15 protein-coding genes are annotated in these 20,369 nt (G+C 67.4%); 12 read left to right on the forward strand and 3 right to left on the reverse strand.

Annotated features, from left to right (window positions below):
- The first annotated feature begins 134 nt into the window (after positions 1-134).
- From J2Y46_RS09575 to J2Y46_RS09600, 6 genes are read left to right on the forward strand one after another with little or no spacing between them, the layout of a single operon-like run.
- The gene (locus J2Y46_RS09575) at positions 135-2,264 is read left to right on the forward strand and encodes an acyltransferase family protein (RefSeq protein WP_310241910.1); all 2,130 of its coding nucleotides are present in this window, start codon (positions 135-137) and stop codon (positions 2,262-2,264) included.
- A gap of 28 nt (positions 2,265-2,292) precedes the next feature.
- On the forward strand, positions 2,293-3,429 hold the full coding sequence (gene glf / locus J2Y46_RS09580; RefSeq protein WP_310241912.1) for a UDP-galactopyranose mutase: 1,137 nt from the start codon (positions 2,293-2,295) through the stop codon (positions 3,427-3,429).
- Positions 3,430-3,482: 53 nt separating this feature from the next.
- Positions 3,483-4,217: a glycosyltransferase family 2 protein gene (locus J2Y46_RS09585; RefSeq protein WP_310241914.1), complete on the forward strand. Its 735-nt coding sequence runs from the start codon at positions 3,483-3,485 to the stop codon at positions 4,215-4,217.
- Entirely contained in the window at positions 4,214-4,600 is a 387-nt protein-coding gene (locus tag J2Y46_RS09590) for a DUF2304 domain-containing protein (protein ID WP_310241916.1), read from the forward strand. Before J2Y46_RS09585 ends, J2Y46_RS09590 begins: the two co-directional genes overlap by 4 nt.
- 6 nt (positions 4,601-4,606) lie before the next feature.
- A complete protein-coding gene (locus tag J2Y46_RS09595; protein ID WP_310241919.1) occupies positions 4,607-5,701 on the forward strand; it encodes a glycosyltransferase family A protein in 1,095 nt (364 codons plus the stop codon).
- Entirely contained in the window at positions 5,698-6,777 is a 1,080-nt protein-coding gene (locus J2Y46_RS09600) for a UDP-N-acetylglucosamine 2-epimerase (RefSeq protein ID WP_310241921.1), read from the forward strand. Before J2Y46_RS09595 ends, J2Y46_RS09600 begins: the two co-directional genes overlap by 4 nt.
- Positions 6,778-6,808: 31 nt before the next feature.
- Here J2Y46_RS09600 and J2Y46_RS09605 read toward each other — a convergent pair whose 3' ends face one another.
- Entirely contained in the window at positions 6,809-7,684 is an 876-nt protein-coding gene (locus J2Y46_RS09605; protein ID WP_310241923.1) for an alpha-1,2-fucosyltransferase, read from the reverse strand.
- Complete coding sequence (locus J2Y46_RS09610) at positions 7,668-8,972, reverse strand: oligosaccharide flippase family protein (protein WP_310241925.1); 1,305 nt, start codon at positions 8,970-8,972, stop codon at positions 7,668-7,670. The genes J2Y46_RS09605 and J2Y46_RS09610 overlap by 17 nt, the downstream gene beginning before the upstream one ends.
- Before the next feature lie 197 nt (positions 8,973-9,169).
- Between J2Y46_RS09610 and J2Y46_RS09615 the strand changes: the two genes are divergently transcribed.
- The 6 genes from J2Y46_RS09615 to J2Y46_RS09640 all read left to right on the forward strand — a co-directional run bounded on the left by J2Y46_RS09615 (position 9,170) and on the right by J2Y46_RS09640 (position 15,238).
- Complete coding sequence (locus J2Y46_RS09615) at positions 9,170-10,093, forward strand: NAD-dependent epimerase/dehydratase family protein (protein WP_310241927.1); 924 nt, start codon at positions 9,170-9,172, stop codon at positions 10,091-10,093.
- Between the two features lie 24 nt (positions 10,094-10,117).
- Positions 10,118-11,290, forward strand: coding sequence for a DegT/DnrJ/EryC1/StrS family aminotransferase (locus tag J2Y46_RS09620; protein ID WP_310241929.1), 1,173 nt, complete (start codon positions 10,118-10,120; stop codon positions 11,288-11,290).
- Between the two features lie 29 nt (positions 11,291-11,319).
- Positions 11,320-12,351, forward strand: coding sequence for a GDP-mannose 4,6-dehydratase (gene gmd, locus J2Y46_RS09625; protein ID WP_310241931.1), 1,032 nt, complete (start codon positions 11,320-11,322; stop codon positions 12,349-12,351).
- Positions 12,352-12,483: 132 nt separating this feature from the next.
- On the forward strand, positions 12,484-13,290 hold the full coding sequence (locus J2Y46_RS09630) for an ABC transporter permease (protein ID WP_310241934.1): 807 nt from the start codon (positions 12,484-12,486) through the stop codon (positions 13,288-13,290).
- Entirely contained in the window at positions 13,290-14,036 is a 747-nt protein-coding gene (locus J2Y46_RS09635; RefSeq protein ID WP_310241936.1) for an ABC transporter ATP-binding protein, read from the forward strand. The genes J2Y46_RS09630 and J2Y46_RS09635 overlap by 1 nt, the downstream gene beginning before the upstream one ends.
- A 68-nt stretch (positions 14,037-14,104) precedes the next feature.
- Positions 14,105-15,238 carry a polysaccharide pyruvyl transferase family protein gene (locus tag J2Y46_RS09640; RefSeq protein WP_310241937.1) on the forward strand — a complete coding sequence of 378 codons (1,134 nt, stop codon included), beginning with the start codon at positions 14,105-14,107 and terminating at the stop codon, positions 15,236-15,238.
- A 3-nt stretch (positions 15,239-15,241) separates the two neighbouring features.
- Here the strand turns inward: J2Y46_RS09640 and J2Y46_RS09645 are convergent, their stop codons facing one another.
- Positions 15,242-20,215 carry a fibronectin type III domain-containing protein gene (locus J2Y46_RS09645; protein WP_310241938.1) on the reverse strand — a complete coding sequence of 1,658 codons (4,974 nt, stop codon included), beginning with the start codon at positions 20,213-20,215 and terminating at the stop codon, positions 15,242-15,244.
- Positions 20,216-20,369: the final 154 nt, after the last annotated feature.

The following is a 20,369-nucleotide window of genomic DNA, read 5'->3' on the forward strand; positions in this document are numbered from 1 at the left end:
GCCGGGTCCTGCGGGCATCCCGAGTGCGGTGCGGGGGCGCAGTTGTCAGGCGAGGCTCACGTATGCTGGTGGGCGGCATCCGTCCTTGATCTCCTCGGACGCCGTCCTCCCGCCCTGCCGCACACCTCCACGCCATGACCGCTCTCACTCCCCTTGCCGCCGAGCAGCGTCGGCAACCCCAGCGGTCGCAGCGGTTCCGTCCCGACATCCAGGCGCTGCGAGCACTCGCGATCGTCCTCGTCGTGGTCGACCACCTATGGCCGACGCGGCTGCCGGGTGGCTACGTCGGAGTCGACGTCTTCTTCGTGATCTCGGGCTTCCTCATCACGGCCCACTTGTTCTCAGAAGTGGCGGCGACCGGCCGCATCCGCCTCGGTCAGTTCTATGCCCGCCGCATCCGGCGGCTGCTGCCGGCGGCGCTCCTCGTGCTGGCGGTGTCGGGACTGCTCGTCGCCGTCTTCCTGCCGTCCGCGCAGTGGCAGCGCAACGCCGCGGAGGTGGCTGCCAGCGCAGGCTATGTGGAGAACTGGCTGCTCGCAGCCCTGTCGGTGAACTACTCGGCGGTCAACGACGCCGCGAGCGTGGCACAGCACTACTGGTCGCTCTCTGTGGAGGAGCAGTTCTACCTTGTCTGGCCCATCGTGCTGCTCGCGGGTCTGTGGGTCGTCGGGCGCGGCTCGTGGCCCACACCGAGCCGGCGCCGCGCCGCGTTCGGGGTGCTCTCGGTAATCGCCGTGCTCTCGCTCGCGGCCAGCGTGGCCTACACCGTGTCATCGCCCTCGCAGGCGTACTTCGCCACCTTCACCCGGGCGTGGGAGTTCGCGTTCGGCGGTCTGATCGCACTGAGCGCACATCGTTTCGCGCCGGGACGTGTGCTCGGTGCGATGCTCGCTGCGGTCGGCTTCGCAGCGATCCTCGCGGCGGCCGTGTGGTTCGGTCCGCAGACACCGTTTCCGGGATGGACCGCACTGCTGCCGGTGCTCGGCACTGTGGCGATCATCGTGGCGGGAACCCGGGGCGAGAAGGCCTGGCACACGCGCGTCAGCTCGAGCGCGCCGGTGCAGTGGGTCGGCGACGTCTCGTACTCGCTGTACCTGTGGCACTGGCCGCTGATCGTGGTCGCCCCGTTCGTCCTCGGCGGGGAGCTGGCGGCACCATCCAAGCTCGGCGTGCTGGCTGTCGCGCTGGTGCTGGCAGGCCTCACCAAGCGGTACGTCGAAGATCCCGGCCGACGGGCGCGGTGGTGGAGCGGGTCCGTGCGGCGGTCATTGCTAGGCATGGGCGCCGGGATGCTGGTCGTCTTCGTGATCGCGGCGGGGCTGTTCGCCGGCACCGCCGCGAGGGATTCCGCGGAGTCGCGGGACGCTCCGCTGCCGGCGGGATCCTGCGTCGGTCCGGCGGCGATCCGCGACGTGGACGGGTGCCCCGACGCGTTCGGGCCGGCGGTGTCGACGGAGATGACCACGAAGAACTCGCCCTTCTTCTCCGCTCCCGAGTGCGTGGAGACGTCCGAGCTCGTGTTCGGGGGGCGAAAGACCACTCGAAGCTGCGACTTCTCGGCCGGTCGATCGGACGCTGCGGATGTGTGGCTCGTCGGCGACTCGCACGCCGAGCACTGGCAGGGCGCCGTCTTCGAGATAGCAGCGGAGCATGGCTGGAGGCTGACGATCAGCCTGTTCGGCGGCTGTCCCGCCGCGGACGTCGCGTTCGTCGGGTTCCGCACACCCGCGTCGGAATCCGAGGCGGCGGACTGCCGTGCGTGGAGCCGCGCGGTCAGCGATCGCATCGTCGAGGATCGCCCCGACATCGTCCTGACCTCGATGGCCGCCCGCCTTCAGCTCGTCGACGACGGGTCCGGACGTTCGCAGACCGATCAGTTCGTCGCGGGACTGGAGACGGACTGGACCGCCTGGACCGCAGCAGGCGCGACGGTCATCCCGATCGGGGACCCGCCGTTGAACGGCGAGGTCCGCAGCGCCGACTGCGTCGTCCTGCATGCGGCCGACCCCATCGAATGCGCGCGTCCGCGTGCCGAGGCGCAACCCGCCGATCCTCTCCTGGCGGCCGCTGCGGCCATGGCGGGCGAGCACGTCGTGCCCATCGACCTCACCTCGGATTTCTGCGACGACGCGTCGTGCTACGCAGTGATCGGCGGCGAGCCCGTCTACTTCGACGCCGACCACCTGAACCTGCGCTATGTGCGCATGCTCGTCCCCCGACTGGACGGCGTCATCTCCGCTCATCTGCCCGCGCCGCGCGGCTGACCGATTCCCTACGAACGAAAGCAATCGCATGGACATTCTCATCGTCGGATCCGGATTCTTCGGTCTCACAATCGCCGAACGAGCTGCAGCCGCGGGGCGCAAGGTCACCGTGATCGACCGCCGCGCGCACATCGGCGGCAACGCGTACAGCGAGGACGAGCCGACGACGGGGATCGAGGTCCACCGCTACGGTGCGCACCTGTTCCACACCTCGAACCCGACGGTGTGGGAGTACGTCAATCGCTTCACGACCTTCACGAACTACGTGCACCGCGTGTACACGAACCACAAGAACGTCGTGTACCCCCTGCCCATCAACCTCGGCACCATCAACCAGTTCTTCCAGGCCGCGTACTCGCCCGACGAGGCGCGGGCGCTCGTGCACGAGCTGGCGGGGGAGTTCGACCAAAAGGCCGCGCAGAACCTCGAGGAGCGGGGGATCGGACTGATCGGACGCCCCCTCTACGAGGCCTTCATCCGCGACTACACGGGCAAGCAGTGGCAGACCGATCCCAAGGACCTCCCGGCCGAGGTGATCAGCCGCCTCCCGGTCCGCTACAACTACGACAACCGGTACTTCAACGACACCTGGGAGGGTCTCCCGACCGACGGCTACACCGCCTGGCTGGAGCGGATGGCCGACCACCCCAACATCGAGGTGCAACTCGACACCGACTTCTTCGACGAGACGCAGCCGCTCAGCAAGGCGGCGACCGTCGGGCACGTCCCCGTCGTGTACACCGGGCCGGTCGACCGGTACTTCGACTTCGCCGAGGGCGAGCTCTCGTGGCGGACGCTCGACTTCGAAGAGGAGGTGCTCGAGGTCGGCGATTTCCAGGGCACGTCGGTGATGAACTACGCGGACGTGGACGTCCCGTACACGCGAATCCACGAGTTCAAGCACTTCCACCCGGAGCGCGCCGACCGGTACCCGACCGACAAGACCGTCATCATGCGGGAGTTCTCCCGCTTCGCGTCGCGCGACGACGAGCCGTACTATCCCGTGAACACCCCAGAGGACCGTGCGGGCCTGCTCGCGTACCGTGAGCTCGCCAAGGGTGAGAAGGACGTCCTGTTCGGCGGGCGTCTCGGCACGTACCAGTACCTCGACATGCACATGGCGATCGGGGCGGCGCTGTCGATGTGGAACAACCAGCTCGCGTGAGCCCCGCGGACCGCTATCGGGCGCTCCTGGTGCCCGCAGGTAGGATCGAACGCATGTCATCTCCCTCGCGCGTGCTCATCGTGATGCCGGCGTTCAACGAGGAGGAAGCCATCGGCGCCGTCGTGCGGGAGGTGCGTGCGTCGCTCCCCGGCGTTCGCTGCGTGGTCGTCGACGACGGATCCAAGGATGCCACCATCTCGGTCGCCGAGGCAGCGGGTGCCGACGTGCTCCGGCTCCCCTTCAACCTGGGCGTCGGCGGCGCGATGAGGCTCGGCTTCAAGTTCGCCGTGGAGAACGGCTTCGATGCCGTCGTGCAGATCGACTCGGACGGACAGCACGATCCCTCGGCGGTCCCGGAGCTGCTGACGCACCTCGACACGGCGGACATCGTCATCGGCGCACGCTTCGCCGGCGTCGGCGACTATCAGGCCCACGGCGTCCGACGTTTCGCGATGCGGATCATCGCCGGCGTCCTCAGTCGCACGGCCAGGACCAAGCTGACCGACACGACGTCGGGATTCAAGGCCTGCGGGCCGCGGGCGATCGCCCTCTTCGCGGAGAACTACCCGGCGGAGTACCTCGGCGACACCATCGAGGCACTGGTGATCGCCGCCCGCGCAGGATGCCGGATCGTGCAGGTTCCCGTTGCCATGCGGGTTCGTGCGGGCGGGCGCCCTTCGCACAACCCCGTCAAGGCCGCGGTGTACCTCATGCGGGCCTTCCTGGCGCTCGGGTTCGCCTACCTGCGACCGGCCCCCGTGATGATCGAGCGTGGAGCGCCCGCATGACCCCGACCAGCTACATCCTGGGCATCGCCGCCGCGATCGTCACGCTGATCGTGGTCGTGGAGCTCTTGCGGCGGCGGCGACTGCGGGAGCGGCACGCGGTGTGGTGGCTGCTGGCGGCGACCCTCGCCCTGATCGTCGGGATCTTCCCCGACGTGCTGGTGTGGGCGACCGCGGTCGCCGGCGTCGTGCTGCCGACGAACCTGGTGTTCTTCGTCAGCATCGCCATCCTCGTACTGGTGTGCATCCAGCACAGCGCCGAGCTCACCGATCTCGAAGCCGAGACCCGTGTTCTCGCGGAGCGTGCCGCCCTGCTCGAACTGCGGGTGACCGAACTCGAGCGCAGCAGGTCCCAGCCCGCCGTGGGCGAGACTGCCGAGGGCTGAGATCGTATGAGTCCTTCGGACAGCGGCGCGCAGGCGCCGACGCTCAGCGTGGTCATCCCGTCGTACAACTCGGCGAAGTGGCTCCCGTCGACCCTGGACGCACTCGCCCGCGCGGTGCGGGCGGCGGAGGTCGTCGTCGAGGTCATCGTCGTCGACGACGGCTCGACGGACGGCACCGCAGACGTCGTCACGTCTCTGGCCGAGACTTTCCCCGGTGCTCTGACTGTCATCGCGCAATCCAACCAAGGTCGATTCATCGCACGTTGGACCGGGATCACCCGGTCGACGGCGGACCTGGTGCTCCTCCTCGATTCCCGGGTCCTGGTCCACGTGGACGCCCTTCGGCATGCGCTCGGGGAGATCGCGCGACAGCCGGACCGGGTCGCCTGGAACGCGACCGTGATCACCGACGCTCGCGCGCCGCTGGTCGGTCTGTTCTGGGAGGTGCCGACCCATGTCTTCTGGGGGTCTTACCTCCGTTCGCCCCGGGCGATGGACCTCACAGCTGAGAACTTCGATCGCGTGCCCAAGGGAACCACCATGTTCCTGGCGCAACGGGACGCGCTCGTCGATGCGTTCGAGTTCGCTTGGCCGCAGGGCGACGCGCGGCTCGTCTCCGACGACACGAAGGTCCTCCGCCGCATCGCGCAGACGCGCTCCATCCGCCTCGATCCGGCGTTCGCAGCGACCTACCGCCCCCGCACGACCGTTCGCGGCTTCGTGAGGCACACGTACGACCGTGGAACGCTATTCGTGGACAGCTACGCCGGCACCACGGCGGCCCGCTCGGTGATCCTGCTCCTTCTCGCGATCGCACCGCTGCTGTTCGTCGGCGTGCTGATCGCTCTGCTGGTCGCCGGCCTAGGGGCAGTGGCGGGCTGGGTCGTCGTGGCGACCGTCGTGCTGATCCTTTTGCCCGCATCAGTCGCCGCCGTCAACGGATGCCGGGGGCGCGCGGTATGGGCATACGTGGCGTGTCTTCCGCTCTTCGTCGTCCCGTTCTGGCTCGGTCTGGTCCGCGGCGTCGTGATCCACCGGAGATCCTTTGCGCAGTCGCGCCAACCGCACGAGGGCGCAGCGCCCGGAACGGAGCCTCGATGATCGTCTTCATCTACGGAACGACCGCCGAAGCCATAAAGCTCGCCCCGATCGCCCGGCGCTTGGATGCGCGCGGCATCCCCTACGAGCATTGGGTGACGCAGCAGCACACGGATGCGCTGAGGGTCGCGATGCCTCAGCTCGGCTTTCGCGCACCGGACCGCGTCATCGCCGACGGGTGGCGAGGCAAGCCGCTGAAGACCCCGCTGCAGATGGTGGGCTGGATGTTCGACGTGGGCATCTGGACGCTGAGAAATCTCCGCTCCATCCGCAAGAGCCTGCCCCGCAACAGCGTCGTCATCGTGCACGGCGACACCGTCACGACGGTCCTCGGGACGTTCATCGGACGTCTCGCCGGCGCCCCCGTGGCACACGTCGAGGCGGGGCTGCGGTCAGGCGACTGGCGGCATCCGTTCCCCGAAGAACTCGACCGCCGCATCGTCGGCCGCCTCGCGCAGATCCACTACGCACCTGCCGAGGAGGCCGCAGCCAATCTCGCGGGCCGCGCGAACGTGGTCATGACCCACGGCAACACCGTGGTCGATGCCGTGCGGGACGCCGCCGCCGGCCGCATCGTCGTCGCCGACGAGGAATACGGGCTGGTGCTGCTGCACCGATTCGAGTTCATCTCCAACCCGCAGCTCGTGCGGGACACCCTCGTGGCGCTGGACCAGGAGAGCCCGTTGCCGATGAAGGTCGTCGTCGACTCCTACTCGCGCGACACGATGGAGCGGACGATCGCCTCCTTCGGACTTCAGAAGTTCTCGATCATGGCGAAGCAGGAGCACAGCGAGTTCGTGGACACCCTCCGTGCCGCCGCGTTCATCGTCACGGATTCGGGCGGGGTGCAGGAGGAGGCTGCCGTGTTCGGTCTCCCCACGCTCGTCCACCGGATGGCGACCGAGCGATCGGAAGGCATCGGCACGACCGCGATGCTGTCGCTGTGGGACCTGAACCGCGTGCGCGAGTTCCTCCGGTCGACGGATGCGCATCGAGGATCGAAGACCGCCGACCCGCGATCCCCGTCCGACATCGTAGTGGACGACCTGGTCGATCGCGGTCTCGCACAACCGGCTTAAGGCGTCGCCGGCGCCTGAAGCCGGTTGTGCGTCAGCGGGCGTCGAGCGTGACCCAGTCCGGGTGCAGCAGATCGGCCTTGGCCGTGCCGCTGAGCGTCCACGGTCGCGGTGCCACCACGAGCGCCTCCGACCGGTCCTGCATCATCTCGGCTGCCCACCAGCTGAAGCTAGAGTTGCTCATGATCATCGCCTTGCCGGCCGCCATCGCCTTCAGGGTCGCCCATGTGCCCAGCGCCGCATCGTCCTCCACGAACTCGAACTCGCCGGGCGCGGTGGCGAGTTCCGATTTGACGAGGTCCACCGAATCCGAGAAGACGCGGACGGGCAGATCGATGCCCTCACGACGCAGCAGCCGGATCGCGCGTATCGCGTAGTCGACGGATGCGATGAACTGCCGATCCGTTGGCACCGCGAGGTAGTCGCCCCGGCGCAGATGGAGCGTGATCGCGGGGCGCTCGCCCATCTCGCGAATCCGGGCCGTCTCCGACTCGGTGTCCGCTGTCGACCACATCGCCTGGAGAAGATCCGCGTGCACGCGTTCGAAGTAGCGGGGCGACTGGAAGTAGCCGAGCAGGGTCGTTCCAGGACGGATGGCCTCGATGCTCGGCATGTACGCATCTGCGGTGCGCTCGATGAACACCCGGCCCACCTTGGTCGGCACGGGGAGTACGCGCTCGCTGTTGATGCGCACGGACCGCCAGCTCTCTCGGGGAGCCAGCTCGATCGCGGGCACGCTGACGGCCTCGAGCCCATAGCGATGTGTTCCAGCGACCGCGAAGTGTGAGCGATCCAGGTAGAGGGGGCAGTCCAGCCGACGGGCCTGGTCCCATGCGGCGGCCAGGATGAACAACTGGTTGCCTAGACCTCCCGCGATGTATCCGCTGACTCCGTCAGTCCGCCGACTCATTCGATGTCCTCTCCTTGCCTTCGATCCTGACGGACCTCCTCGACCTCAGCCAATCGAAGAGCAGGAACGCCACGAGTACGATCACGCCGAGCAGACCGAATGCGGTGAGCATGGCTGCGATGTCGGGGAGTACCGCCGTGAACACCAGCCACTGGACGGCTACCGATATTACCAACAGCACGGCGGCGCCCCGCGACGAGATGGCGGTGATGCGGATCAGCATGCCTTGAGCCATGATCCACGGCAGGTACGCGACGGCGACCGGCACGAGGATGGCCGCGCCATCTTCGTAGGCGGAACCGTACAGCAGCGACATGATCGGGGCTCCGGCGAGAGCGAACAGCGCGATCATGGCGATGCCTCCCACTGCCGACAGTCCCAGCGTCGCCATGACACCGGCGCGCGTGAGCCCGGGCTCGTCGATGTTGCGGACGAACCGCGGCAGCAGGTACAGCGACAGCGTGGACGGCAGCAGGAACGCCGCCTTGACGAGCACGGCGACGGAAGCGTACGTGCCGGCGACGGTGGCAGACGCCGTACTGCGCAGGAAGAACACGTCTGCGCTCGTCAACCAGGCGAACGAGATCGTCAGCACGACGACGGTGAGTCCCGCTCTGCTGAACACCCCACGCGGGGGTCTCGGGATGTGGCGAGCCGTGATGAGCGCGCCGACCACCGCGGCAGCAGTCGCCGCGGTGACACCGCCGACGACGCCGCCGAGCCCCCAGCCGACCGCCATGGCGGCGACGACGAACAGGACTCGTGCCACCAGCGACGCGGTCGACCACCACACCGCGCCCGACGCGTTCCCGGTCCCCTGGATCAGTCCCAGCGAGTCGGCGAAGAGAAAGCTGAGCGGCACGCACACCGCGGCGGCGAGGACGACGGGAACCGTCGTGTCGAGGGAGGCGGCCAGCACCGGGGACAGCACGGCAACGATCGCGCCGCCGGTCAGACCGATGGCGAGCGCCTCGACGGGCCACCGGCTGCGGCGGCTCTCGGGCACCGCGGCCGCCAGGGCTGAGGCCGTCTCGACGGTCACCGAGTTCTGAACGGATGAGCTGCCGATCGCGGCGACGTTGACGATCGCGAAGAAGGCGGACAGGAGACCGAAGTCGGCCGGCCCGAGGTAGCGGGCGGTGAGGATCTGGAAGGCGAACGAAGCGAGCGCGCCGATGATGCTCGCGAGTCCGACGAGGGCCAACGCGGAGCCGTGCGTGCGGACATGCCTCCCGAGGCCCGAGAGCCGGCGCTTCGGTGTTCCGTCGCCGGCGCGGGAATGCGTCATTCGGTGGAGTTCTCTGCTGTTGGGGGCTCGCACGGCGGTTCGCGAGCAAGCATGGCGCGGCGCCGAGGGCCGCGGGAATCCTTACAGCCTACCAACCCGGTCGCCGAGCAGCGGGCGTCGAACGAGCATGAACTACACTCGACGGGGGCAATTCTGCGGCCGGGTCCACGTGCCGCGTCCCTATCTGGAGTCAGAAAATGCGTGTTCTTCTCACCGGTGGCAACGGCATGCTCGCGAAGGCGATTGCCGCCGCATGGTCCGAGCAGGACCGTCCGGACGACCTGATCGCCGTCACGCGCGCGGAGGCCGACTTGCGCGATCAGGCCGCAGTCCGACGCATGGTTGATGACCTGCGGCCCGACATGGTCATCCACACAGCGGCCCGGGTGGGAGGGATCGCTGCGAACATCGCGGATCCGACCGGGTTCCTGATGGACAACCTGCTCATCGACTCCAACCTGCTGTCGGCCGCGACGTCCACCGGCGTCGAGAAGTTCATCTACTTCGGCAGCTCCTGCATGTATCCCCGCGACTACCGCCAGCCGCTCGTGGAGTCGGATGTGCTCGCGGCGCCGCTGGAGCCGACCAACGAAGGCTATGCGCTCTCGAAGATCACGGCCGCACGCTACTGCGAGTACACCGCCAGACAGCACGGGCTCGACTACCGCGTCGTGATCCCGTCGAATCTGTACGGGCCGAACGACGACTTCACTCCGGGCAGGAGCCATCTCGTGGCCGCGACCATCGCGAAGGCCCACGCCGCGAAGGAGAGCGGCGCGGACTCCATCGACGTGTGGGGCGACGGAACAGCCCGCCGTGAGTTCACCTATGTCGGAGATCTGGCCTCCTGGGTCGTGGCGAGCCTCGACGCGATTCACGACTGGCCGACTCTGCTCAACGTCGGCCAGGGTGACGACCACTCGGTACTCGAGTACTACCAGGCGGCGCTGGAGACCGTGGGCTACTCGTGCGAGCTCGCCACCGATCCGTCCAAGCCGGCGGGTATGCACCAGAAGCTGATGGACTCCTCGCTTGCCAAGACGTTCGGCTGGGAGCCCCGGACGTCGCTCGCCGAGGGCATGCGATACTCCTACGACGCTTACCGCTCCTCCCTCGTCTGAATACGAAAGCACGGTCTGACACTGATGGATTCGATCCGTTACCCACTCGCCACCACGACCTGGGACGACGCCGAGTACAGCGCTCTGCAGAGCGTCATCGAGAGCGGGCGGTTCACGATGGGACCGCAGGTGCGAGCCTTCGAGGAAGAGTTCGCCGCCGCAGTCGGAACGAAGCACGCCGTGATGGTCAACTCCGGCAGCAGCGCCAACCTGATCGCGATGGCGGCGGCCGTCCTGAACCCGGACATCGACCTCAATCCGGGCGACGAGGTGATCGTCCCCGCCGTGTCGTGGGCCACGACCTACTACCCCGTCCATCAGCTCGGCCTGACGCTGCGCTTCGTCGATGTCGATCTCGACACCCTGAACATCGATCCTGAGCTCGCCGCCGCGGCGATCACGCCGCGGACCAAGGCGATCCTCGCGGTGAACCTGCTGGGCAACCCCGCCGATCTGGTCGGCCTGGCAGCCCTCGCCGAACAGCACGGTCTCGTGCTCCTCGAGGACAACTGCGAGTCCCTCGGTGCCGTGCTGGAAGGCCGTCAAGCCGGAACCTTCGGGCTCGCGGGCACCTACAGCTCGTTCTTCTCTCACCACATTTCCACGATGGAGGGTGGGCTGGTCACGACCGACGACGAGTACACGTATCAGGCGTCGGTGTCGCTCCGCGCGCACGGGTGGACTCGCGAACTGCCCGCAGACAACCTCATCCACCCCAAGACGGGTGAGACGTTCGACGATCTGTTCCGCTTCGTCCTGCCCGGGTACAACGTCCGCCCGCTCGAGATGTCGGGCGCGCTCGGCCGGCACCAGCTCCAGAAGCTGCCGGGCCTGGTCGCCGGACGCCGCGACAACGCCGCTCGATTCGTCGAGATCTTCGGCGGCCGCTCAGACGTCCGCATCCAGCGGGAGAACGGTGAGAGCAGCTGGTTCGGCTTCTCGTTCATCCTCGAGGAGCGCCTGGCGGGTCGTCGGGCGGATGTCGTGAAGGCCCTGGCCGCAGCGGGCATCGAGTCCCGCCCAATCGTCGCAGGCAACTTCGTCCGCAACCCCGTGATGCAGCACCTCCGCTCAGAGGTGCCGGCATCCCTCCCGGCTGCGGACCGGATCCACGTCGACGGCCTGTTCGTCGGCAATCACCACTATCCGATCCCGGCGGAGCTCGACCTGCTCGCGACCATGATCGACGGCGTCTGACGCTGCAGAGACAGGGAAGGCACACACGCATGACCGAGACCGCTCCGAAGCGCGCGCTCATCACCGGAATCACCGGGCAGGACGGGAGCTATCTCGCCGAGCTCCTGCTGTCCAAGGGGTACGAGGTGCACGGCCTCATCCGGAGAGCATCCACCTTCAACACCCTGCGCATCGACCACCTGTTCGAGGATCCGCACGACCCGCAGCACCGCCTCACCCTCCACTACGGCGATCTGACCGATGGTTCGCGCCTAGTAACGCTCCTCAGCGCGATCCAGCCGCACGAGGTGTACAACCTGGCGGCGCAGTCCCACGTGCGCGTGAGCTTCGACGAGCCCGAGTACACGGCCGACACCACGGGACTGGGCAGTGTCCGGCTGCTAGAGGCGGTCCGCGTCGCCGGCATCGACTGCCGCTTCTACCAGGCGAGCAGCTCCGAGATGTTCGGTGCGACGCCGCCGCCCCAGAACGAATCGACGCCCTTCTACCCGCGCTCGCCCTACGGTGCGGCGAAGGTCTACTCGTACTGGATCACCAAGAACTACCGTGAGGCCTTCGGTCTCTTCGCCGTGAACGGGATCCTGTTCAACCACGAGTCCCCCCGCCGCGGCGAGACGTTCGTGACGCGCAAAATCACTCGGGCCGTGGCTCGGATCGCGGCCGGGCAGCAGAGCGAGCTGTACATGGGCAACCTGGACGCGGTCCGCGACTGGGGCTATGCGCCCGAATACGTCGAGGCGATGTGGCGGATGCTGCAGCACGACACCCCGCAGGATTACGTCGTGGCGACGAACACCGCCTACACGGTCCGTGACTTCCTGGAGTTCTCGTTCTCGCGCGTGGGTCTGGAGTGGGAGAAGTACGTGCGGTTCGACGAGCGCTACCTGCGCCCGACCGAGGTCGATGCACTGATCGGCGACTACGGGCACGCCGAGCGGGAGCTCGGCTGGCGTCCGCAGATCGCGGCCCCGAAGCTCGCCGAGATCATGGTCGACCACGATGTCGCCGCACTCGCGAGCGGTACCGGGCACACCGTCGACACCGTGAACTGGGGCGCATGACCACCACGGCGGACACCCCGCGCGGGACGTAGCACGACGCGCCGTCCCGCGCTGGCGCATCGATCGATGTCACTGTGTGCACGCGCCGTCGAGCGACATGTGGTGACCGGATTCCCGCCTAAGATCGTGAACGTGAGCACTGCCGCCGTCGGCGCCCCCGGATCGCCCCGGCGCTACCTCCACTCGCTATGGCTGCTGTCGGCGCGAGATCTGAAGGTCCGCTACTCGACGAGTGCCCTCGGGTATCTGTGGTCGATCCTCGACCCGCTCGTCATGAGCGCGATCTACTGGTTCGTGTTCACGCAGGTGTTCCAGCGCACGGTAGGGCACGAGCCCTACATCGTCTTCCTCATCACGGCCCTGCTCCCGTGGGTGTGGTTCAACTCCTCCGTCTCGGATTTCACCCGTGCGTTCAACAAGGACGCCCGCCTGGTGCGGTCCACGGCGATTCCGCGTTCCATCTGGGTCAACCGCATCGTGCTGAGCAAGGGTGTCGAGTTCCTGTGCTCGCTGCCCGTCCTCGCGCTGTTCGTGGTGCTGTCGGAGTTCGGGGAGTTTCCGGCGAAGCTCAACTGGGGTCTGCTCTGGATCCCGGTGGCCATCGTGCTGCAGGCGGTCCTTCTGGTGGGGCTCGGACTCCTCGTGGCCCCGCTGTGTGTGCTCTGGGCGGATCTGGAGCGCACCACGAAGCTCGTCCTGCGGGCGCTGTTCTACGCCTCCCCGGTGATCTACGGCGTGGAGGACCTGCCGGGCGCGTTCGAGACGCTCGCCGCATTCAACCCGCTGTCGGGCATCTTCGCGCTGTACCGCGTCGGATTCTTCGCCGAGGAGTGGGATCCGTGGGTGATCGGCGTGGGCGCGGTGGTGTCGTTCCTGTTCCTCGCTCTCGGGGTCTTCGTCTTCCGGCGACTCGAGCGCCCCGTGCTGAAGGAGCTGTGATGACGGCATCCGATCTCGCGATCGAGGTGCAGGGCCTCGGCGTGCGCTTCCGCCGCAATCGACGCGGGCGCCGCAGCATCAAGGACCTCTTCTCCGACTCGACCCGCCGGTCCAAGCCCGGGGAGTTCTGGGCGTTGCGCGACGTCAGCTTCGACGTCGCTACCGGCGAGTCGATCGGCGTCGTCGGGCGCAACGGCCAGGGTAAGTCGACGCTCCTGAAGCTGGTCGCCGGCGTGCTCCTGGGCGACGAGGGGTCGGTATCGGTCAACGGCGGGGTCGCCCCGCTCATCGAGATCACCGGCGGCTTCGTGGGAGACCTCACCGTCCGCGAGAACGTACGCCTCACGTCGGGGCTGCACGGCATGTCCAAGGCCGAGGTCGCGCGCAGGTTCGACGGGATCATCGACTTCGCCGAGCTCGAGGAGTTCGTGGACACCCCCTACAAGCACCTCTCGAACGGGATGAAGGTGCGGCTGGCCTTCGCCGTGGTGTCCCAGTTGGAGGAGCCGATCCTGTTGGTCGACGAGGTGCTCGCCGTCGGCGACAAGGCCTTCCGCGAGAAGTGCTACACCCGGATCGACGAGCTCCTCGCCGACGGGCGCACGCTGTTCTTCGTCTCGCACAGCGAGCGTGACCTGCGGCGCTTCTGCACACGAGGGCTGTATCTCGACAAGCACCGGCTGGCGATGGATGCCACGATCGACGAGGTGCTCGACCGGTACAACGCCGACTATCCCACCGGCTGAGCGCGCGTCGGTCCATTAGTGTGGATGTGCTTCGCAACCCGAGCGGAGCGAGAAATGAGTAAACAAGGATGTTCGAACGTCGCCGCCGCGTCGATGACCGCCCGTTCTATCTGGTGTCGGCGGCGGGGCTGCCGAACTACGGCGACGAGTTCATCACACGTGCCTGGCTGGACTGGCTGGCCAAACGCCACCCGAACGTGCCGGTGTGGCTGGACTGCGTCGAGCCGGGCCGGGCGAACCATCTCTTCGCGGATGCCCATCCGCTTCTGAAGACGACGAACACGCTCTGGCACCTCGCTCTGAGCGCGCAGGAGATGTCGTTCGCGGACGGGATCGAGCATGCGCGGCGTCGTGTCCTGGATCTCGGGTCTCCCCGGTACGATCTCGGATTGCTCCAGTTGCGCGAGGCCCAGTCGGTGCACCTCCTGGGCGGCGGTTACCTCAACTCGGTCTGGGAGCATCAGCTTCTCTTCCTGCCCGCGCTGGTGGCGCTCAAGGAGCGCTTCAGGGTGCCGGTGTACGCCACCGGGCAGGGCCTCACGCCACTGAGCGAGAATGCCCGCGGTGCCGTGGCAGGGTGGCTGCGCCGATTCGACCTGTTCGAGACTCGGGACGCCCCGAGTGCGAAGCTGCCCGGCGCAGTCGCCGGCATCGACGACGCCTTCCTCGCATTCGCCAATCAGCGGCGGGTGTACAGCCAGGCCCCGACCCCTGACGTGATGCTCGTCCTGCAGGGCGACTTCTTGACCGAGGATGCCATCGAGCCTCTGGTCGACGCGGTCGAGCAGTTCGTCCGGAGTCAGCGGACCACGTCCGTCGGCATGGTCGAGTCCATTCCGCCGGACGATTCCTGGATGCTGGCTCGGGTGCGGGAACGGGGCGTGGACGTCGACTTCTATCCCTTCATCCGGCTGTGGGAGGAGGGCTTTCCCGCTAAGGCGTCTCAGACCTGGCTGAGCACGCGCTTCCACTTCCATCTGCTGGCCGCCGCCGCGGGCGCCAAGGGCGCCGTGATCGAGCTGCGTCCCGACTACTACGGCGTCAAGCACGCATCGTTGCGCGAGCTCGGGACCGGATGGTCCTACGCGGGCGACGCTGCCGCGCCGGGCTCTCTCATTCCCACGGGCAACCCAGCATTCGCCACCGGTCGGGAGCGGCTCGCCGAGAAGAAGGTCGCGGTCGCCCGCTCGATCTACGGCTGAGGATCAGCCCCCCGGGGGGCGGCAGGTGTTCGCATCGACTGGCGTCGTTCCGCCGGTCTGCATGCGGTAGATGAAGGCCGCCATCTCAGAGCGGAGCACGTTCTGCCCCGGCCGGTAGTCACGGCATCCGGATCCGACATCCCACCCGGTCGAGATGCCCTCGGCCGCTAGCCACAGGATCTCCTTGTAGAACACGGTGCCGGGCTGGACGTCGCGGAACGGGCTGGCACCGGAAGGCGTGTAGGCGGGGCTCTCCTGGAATCGATACAGGAAGGCGGCCATCACCTCGCGCGACGTCGCCCACTCCGCGCGAAACTCCGTTCCCCGTGGAGTCTCCCAGCCCCGTGAGATCCCTGAGCCCGCTAGCCAGGCGATCTCCTTGTAGAACACATGCCCGGTGGGCACGTCCACGAATGGAGATGACGACGGCGCGGTGAATGCCGGCTGGCCGGCGAGCCGATAGAGGAAAGCCGCCATCTCGCCGCGCAGGATCTGATTCTGCGGACGGAACTCATACACGGCCGGCCGCACCTCCCAGCCACGGCTGATGCCGTTCTGCGCCATCCAAGCGATCTCATTCTGGAAGACGTGACCGGCGGTGTCGGTGAACGTGATCGGTCGCAGCGGGATGACCGGCGCGGTGGGCGCCGATTGCGGGGAGGTGAGATTCCCCGCATTCGTGGCGGTGACAGTGAACGTGTAAGGCGTTCCCGCCTGCAGCCCTCCGATCACCGCGGAGAGTCCCGTCGTCGTCTTGATCGCGCCGCTGGGGAACACCCGCACCGTGTAGGAGGCGATCGTTTCGCCACCGTCTGACTCGGGTGCCTGCCAGGACACGGTCGCCGACCCATTGCCCGCAACTGCTGTGATCAAACGCGGAGCCGTCGGCGCCACGGGGAGAGGGCCGTCGTCTCGGGGGTGGATGGTGCCGTCGATGGCGGTGCGGTGCTGCCCGGGGACGAGGATGATGGGGTCGGCTGCGGCGAGCGTCGGCTTGTTGTTCCACCACTTTTCGGTGGTGTCGACGCCCGTGGTGGCATAGTCGGTCTCGAAGCCGACGGTGTAGGTGCCGTCAGGGATGGCCAGAGCGTAGGACGTGTTGCCGTTCCGGGTGGTGTCGAAATGAATCTCTGGGATGCGGACCCAGCTTCCGTCGAGGTTCTCGTAGACCAGGGCGCTGCCGAGGACGTCGCCGCTGCCGGTGAATCCTTCGGCGCGGAGGTGTCCGCTGATCCCGGCGTCGGCAGCCCGCGCAGTGACGGTCCCGGTGACGGAGTCGCCGGGGGTGACCTTCACACTGGTGCCGGTTGCGAAGCGGAGGAACTGCGCGGATGTGAGGGTGGAGGTGCTGGTCTGTTCGTCCCAGGTCGAGGTGGTCACCGCGACGCGGTAGTCGCCGGGGGTGAGGTTGCTCATGGACACGGGATAGTGGCCGTCCTGTGGCAGCGGGTCGCCGTAGCTGGTGAGGACGTTGCCGTCGAGGTCGGTGATCGAGATCCCGATGCCGTCTCCGGTGCCGAGTAGGGCGGAGACATCCAGGTCCATGTCGATTCCGCCGCCATGTTGGAGGTCCGCGTCGATGCCGGTCGCGTCGCCGGAAGCGGTGGACACGAGCGTCGCGCCCGCGCTGCTGACGGAGTCGTCGTAGTATTCCGAGGCGATGTCGGTGGACGTCCAGTCGGTGCCGTCGAAGTAGCCCGAGGCGGAGAACTGCACGATGAACTCGCCGGCGGGCAGACCGGAATACGTGTAGGCGCCGGTCGCGGCGTCGACCTTGGCATGAAGTCCGTTGCTGAAGTACTCACCACTGAGGGTCATCACCGAGATGCTGACTGCTTCCATCCACTCGGTGGGTGCGTCGGCGGGGAGGGTGATGGTGCCGGAGATGCTGTGGCCGGACTCGAGCGTCGCGTCGATGCCCGCCTTGTCGCCCCCGCTCACGTCCACCGGTGTTGCGCTGGACAGGGTGTAGGCGTTGTCGTAGTACTCGTCGACGAGGTTCGGGAGTTCGGTTCCGGGCATGCTGGTCATGACCCGGAACGCGACCTGATACGAGCCCGGTGCGAGCCCGGTGATCGTGTATCTCCCGGTCTCCGGGTCAGGGGTTGCGCCGATGCCGCCGATCATGCTGCCGTTGACCGCGGAGGCGGAGACCGTGATGGCGCTGAGCCATTCGGTGGGTGCTCCGGCGGGCAGCGTCACGGTTCCGGTGATGCTGCGCCCCGGTCGCAGGGTGGCGTCGATGCCCGACCGGTCGCCGGTCGACACGTCGACCGCTGTCGCCGTGGACCAGTCGGTGGCGGTGTCGTAGTACTCCGACACCAGGTTCGGCTTCACCGATGCGGTGCCGTCCCAGTAGGTGCCGACGTTGAACTGGACCTGATACGCGCCGGACGGCAGACCGGTGATCGTGTACTCACCGGTCACCGGGTCGATCTGCGTGTAGCCGGAACCACCGGTCGGCGACGACGCGTTCACGGAGATCGCGCTCAACGACGCCGGATCGACGCCCTCGGGAAGCGTGACGCGGCCGCTGATCGTGCGGCCGACAGCCAGCTGCGCATCGATGCTCGACGCGCTGGCCGCGGATACGTCGAGAACCGTCGCCGAGTTCCAGTCGGTGGTGTCGCCGTAGTACTCGCCCACCAGGTTGGGCTTGGTGTAGCCCGACCCGTTCCAGAACTGATTCACCGAGAACTGGATCCGGTACGAGCCCGGCGCAAGATCCGTCAAAGAGTACGCACCGGTCACCGGATCCACCGACACCGACTGATAGCCCAGTCCCGATACCGGCTGCGCCGACACCCGCACCGCACCCAGCCACTCCACCGGCGCCCCCGCAGGCAACGACACCACACCCGACACCGAACGCACCCCGTCAGGATCGACTCCATCGGGGTGGATGGTGCCGTCGATGGCGGTGCGGTGCTGCCCGGGGACGAGGATGATGGGGTCGGCTGCGGCGAGCGTCGGCTTGTTGTTCCACCACTTTTCGGTGGTGTCGACGCCCGTGGTGGCATAGTCGGTCTCGAAGCCGACGGTGTAGGTGCCGTCAGGGATGGCCAGAGCGTAGGACGTGTTGCCGTTCCGGGTGGTGTCGAAATGAATCTCTGGGATGCGGACCCAGCTTCCGTCGAGGTTCTCGTAGACCAGGGCGCTGCCGAGGACGTCGCCGCTGCCGGTGAATCCTTCGGCGCGGAGGTGTCCGCTGATCCCGGCGTCGGCAGCCCGCGCAGTGACGGTCCCGGTGACGGAGTCGCCGGGGGTGACCTTCACACTGGTGCCGGTTGCGAAGCGGAGGAACTGCGCGGATGTGAGGGTGGAGGTGCTGGTCTGTTCGTCCCAGGTCGAGGTGGTCACCGCGACGCGGTAGTCGCCGGGGGTGAGGTTGCTCATGGACACGGGATAGTGGCCGTCCTGTGGCAGCGGGTCGCCGTAGCTGGTGAGGACGTTGCCGTCGAGGTCGGTGATCGAGATCCCGATGCCGTCTCCGGTGCCGAGTAGGGCGGAGACATCCAGGTCCATGTCGATTCCGCCGCCATGTTGGAGGTCCGCGTCGATGCCGGTCGCGTCGCCGGAAGCGGTGGACACGAGCGTCGCGCCCGCGCTGCTGACGGAGTCGTCGTAGTATTCCGAGGCGATGTCGGTGGACGTCCAGTCGGTGCCGTCGAAGTAGCCCGAGGCGGAGAACTGCACGATGAACTCGCCGGCGGGCAGACCGGAATACGTGTAGGCGCCGGTCGCGGCGTCGACCTTGGCATGAAGTCCGTTGCTGAAGTACTCACCACTGAGGGTCATCACCGAGATGCTGACTGCTTCCATCCACTCGGTGGGTGCGTCGGCGGGGAGGGTGATGGTGCCGGAGATGCTGTGGCCGGACTCGAGCGTCGCGTCGATGCCCGCCTTGTCGCCCCCGCTCACGTCCACCGGTGTTGCGCTGGACAGGGTGTAGGCGTTGTCGTAGTACTCGTCGACGAGGTTCGGGAGTTCGGTTCCGGGCATGCTGGTCATGACCCGGAACGCGACCTGATACGAGCCCGGTGCGAGCCCGGTGATCGTGTATCTCCCGGTCTCCGGGTCAGGGGTTGCGCCGATGCCGCCGATCATGCTGCCGTTGACCGCGGAGGCGGAGACCGTGATGGCGCTGAGCCATTCGGTGGGTGCTCCGGCGGGCAGCGTCACGGTTCCGGTGATGCTGCGCCCCGGTCGCAGGGTGGCGTCGATGCCCGACCGGTCGCCGGTCGACACGTCGACCGCTGTCGCCGTGGACCAGTCGGTGGCGGTGTCGTAGTACTCCGACACCAGGTTCGGCTTCACCGATGCGGTGCCGTCCCAGTAGGTGCCGACGTTGAACTGGACCTGATACGCGCCGGACGGCAGACCGGTGATCGTGTACTCACCGGTCACCGGGTCGATCTGCGTGTAGCCGGAACCACCGGTCGGCGACGACGCGTTCACGGAGATCGCGCTCAACGACGCCGGATCGACGCCCTCGGGAAGCGTGACGCGGCCGCTGATCGTGCGGCCGACAGCCAGCTGCGCATCGATGCTCGACGCGCTGGCCGCGGATACGTCGAGAACCGTCGCCGAGTTCCAGTCGGTGGTGTCGCCGTAGTACTCGCCCACCAGGTTGGGCTTGGTGTAGCCCGACCCGTTCCAGAACTGATTCACCGAGAACTGGATCCGGTACGAGCCCGGCGCAAGATCCGTCAAAGAGTACGCACCGGTCACCGGATCCACCGACACCGACTGATAGCCCAGTCCCGATACCGGCTGCGCCGACACCCGCACCGCACCCAGCCACTCCACCGGCGCCCCCGCAGGCAACGACACCACACCCGACACCGAACGCACCCCGTCGTCGGCCGTCGCCGGGCGGACCGCCGGTCCTGCGAGTGCGATGACCAAGGCCAGGGCAAGGCCGAAGATCAGGAACGTGCGCTTCCGGATGCCGGATGCCGTCGACGCAGCTGACATGCAGACTCCCCATAAAGTCGATCGCGCTATGGGAAGAACTCCCCAATCAGGGATTGATCCTAGCGGGTGCGGCACGGCGATGGTCCACAACACCAGTCCCCTGTGGACGAGGCTGAGGATATGTTGAGGCGAACTCTCCGCTCGGCCCGGAGGC

The sequence above is a fragment of the Microbacterium sp. BE35 genome, from assembly GCF_031457705.1.
Classification (GTDB): Bacteria; Actinomycetota; Actinomycetes; order Actinomycetales; family Microbacteriaceae; genus Microbacterium; species Microbacterium trichothecenolyticum.

Excerpts from the sequence above, each read along its gene's own strand:
- J2Y46_RS09590 (WP_310241916.1), top strand. The coding sequence starts at position 4,214 with ATGACCCCGACCAGCTACATCCTGGGCATCGCCGCCGCGATCGTCACG.
- J2Y46_RS09635 (WP_310241936.1), top strand. The coding sequence starts at position 13,290 with ATGACGGCATCCGATCTCGCGATCGAGGTGCAGGGCCTCGGCGTGCGC.
- J2Y46_RS09585 (WP_310241914.1), top strand. The coding sequence starts at position 3,483 with ATGTCATCTCCCTCGCGCGTGCTCATCGTGATGCCGGCGTTCAACGAG.
- J2Y46_RS09575 (WP_310241910.1), top strand. The coding sequence starts at position 135 with ATGACCGCTCTCACTCCCCTTGCCGCCGAGCAGCGTCGGCAACCCCAG.
- J2Y46_RS09595 (WP_310241919.1), top strand. The coding sequence starts at position 4,607 with ATGAGTCCTTCGGACAGCGGCGCGCAGGCGCCGACGCTCAGCGTGGTC.
- J2Y46_RS09615 (WP_310241927.1), top strand. The coding sequence starts at position 9,170 with ATGCGTGTTCTTCTCACCGGTGGCAACGGCATGCTCGCGAAGGCGATT.
- J2Y46_RS09600 (WP_310241921.1), top strand. The coding sequence starts at position 5,698 with ATGATCGTCTTCATCTACGGAACGACCGCCGAAGCCATAAAGCTCGCC.
- J2Y46_RS09645 (WP_310241938.1), bottom strand. The coding sequence starts at position 20,215 with ATGTCAGCTGCGTCGACGGCATCCGGCATCCGGAAGCGCACGTTCCTG.
- glf (WP_310241912.1), top strand. The coding sequence starts at position 2,293 with ATGGACATTCTCATCGTCGGATCCGGATTCTTCGGTCTCACAATCGCC.
- J2Y46_RS09610 (WP_310241925.1), bottom strand. The coding sequence starts at position 8,972 with ATGACGCATTCCCGCGCCGGCGACGGAACACCGAAGCGCCGGCTCTCG.
- gmd (WP_310241931.1), top strand. The coding sequence starts at position 11,320 with ATGACCGAGACCGCTCCGAAGCGCGCGCTCATCACCGGAATCACCGGG.
- J2Y46_RS09640 (WP_310241937.1), top strand. The coding sequence starts at position 14,105 with ATGTTCGAACGTCGCCGCCGCGTCGATGACCGCCCGTTCTATCTGGTG.
- J2Y46_RS09620 (WP_310241929.1), top strand. The coding sequence starts at position 10,118 with ATGGATTCGATCCGTTACCCACTCGCCACCACGACCTGGGACGACGCC.
- J2Y46_RS09605 (WP_310241923.1), bottom strand. The coding sequence starts at position 7,684 with ATGAGTCGGCGGACTGACGGAGTCAGCGGATACATCGCGGGAGGTCTA.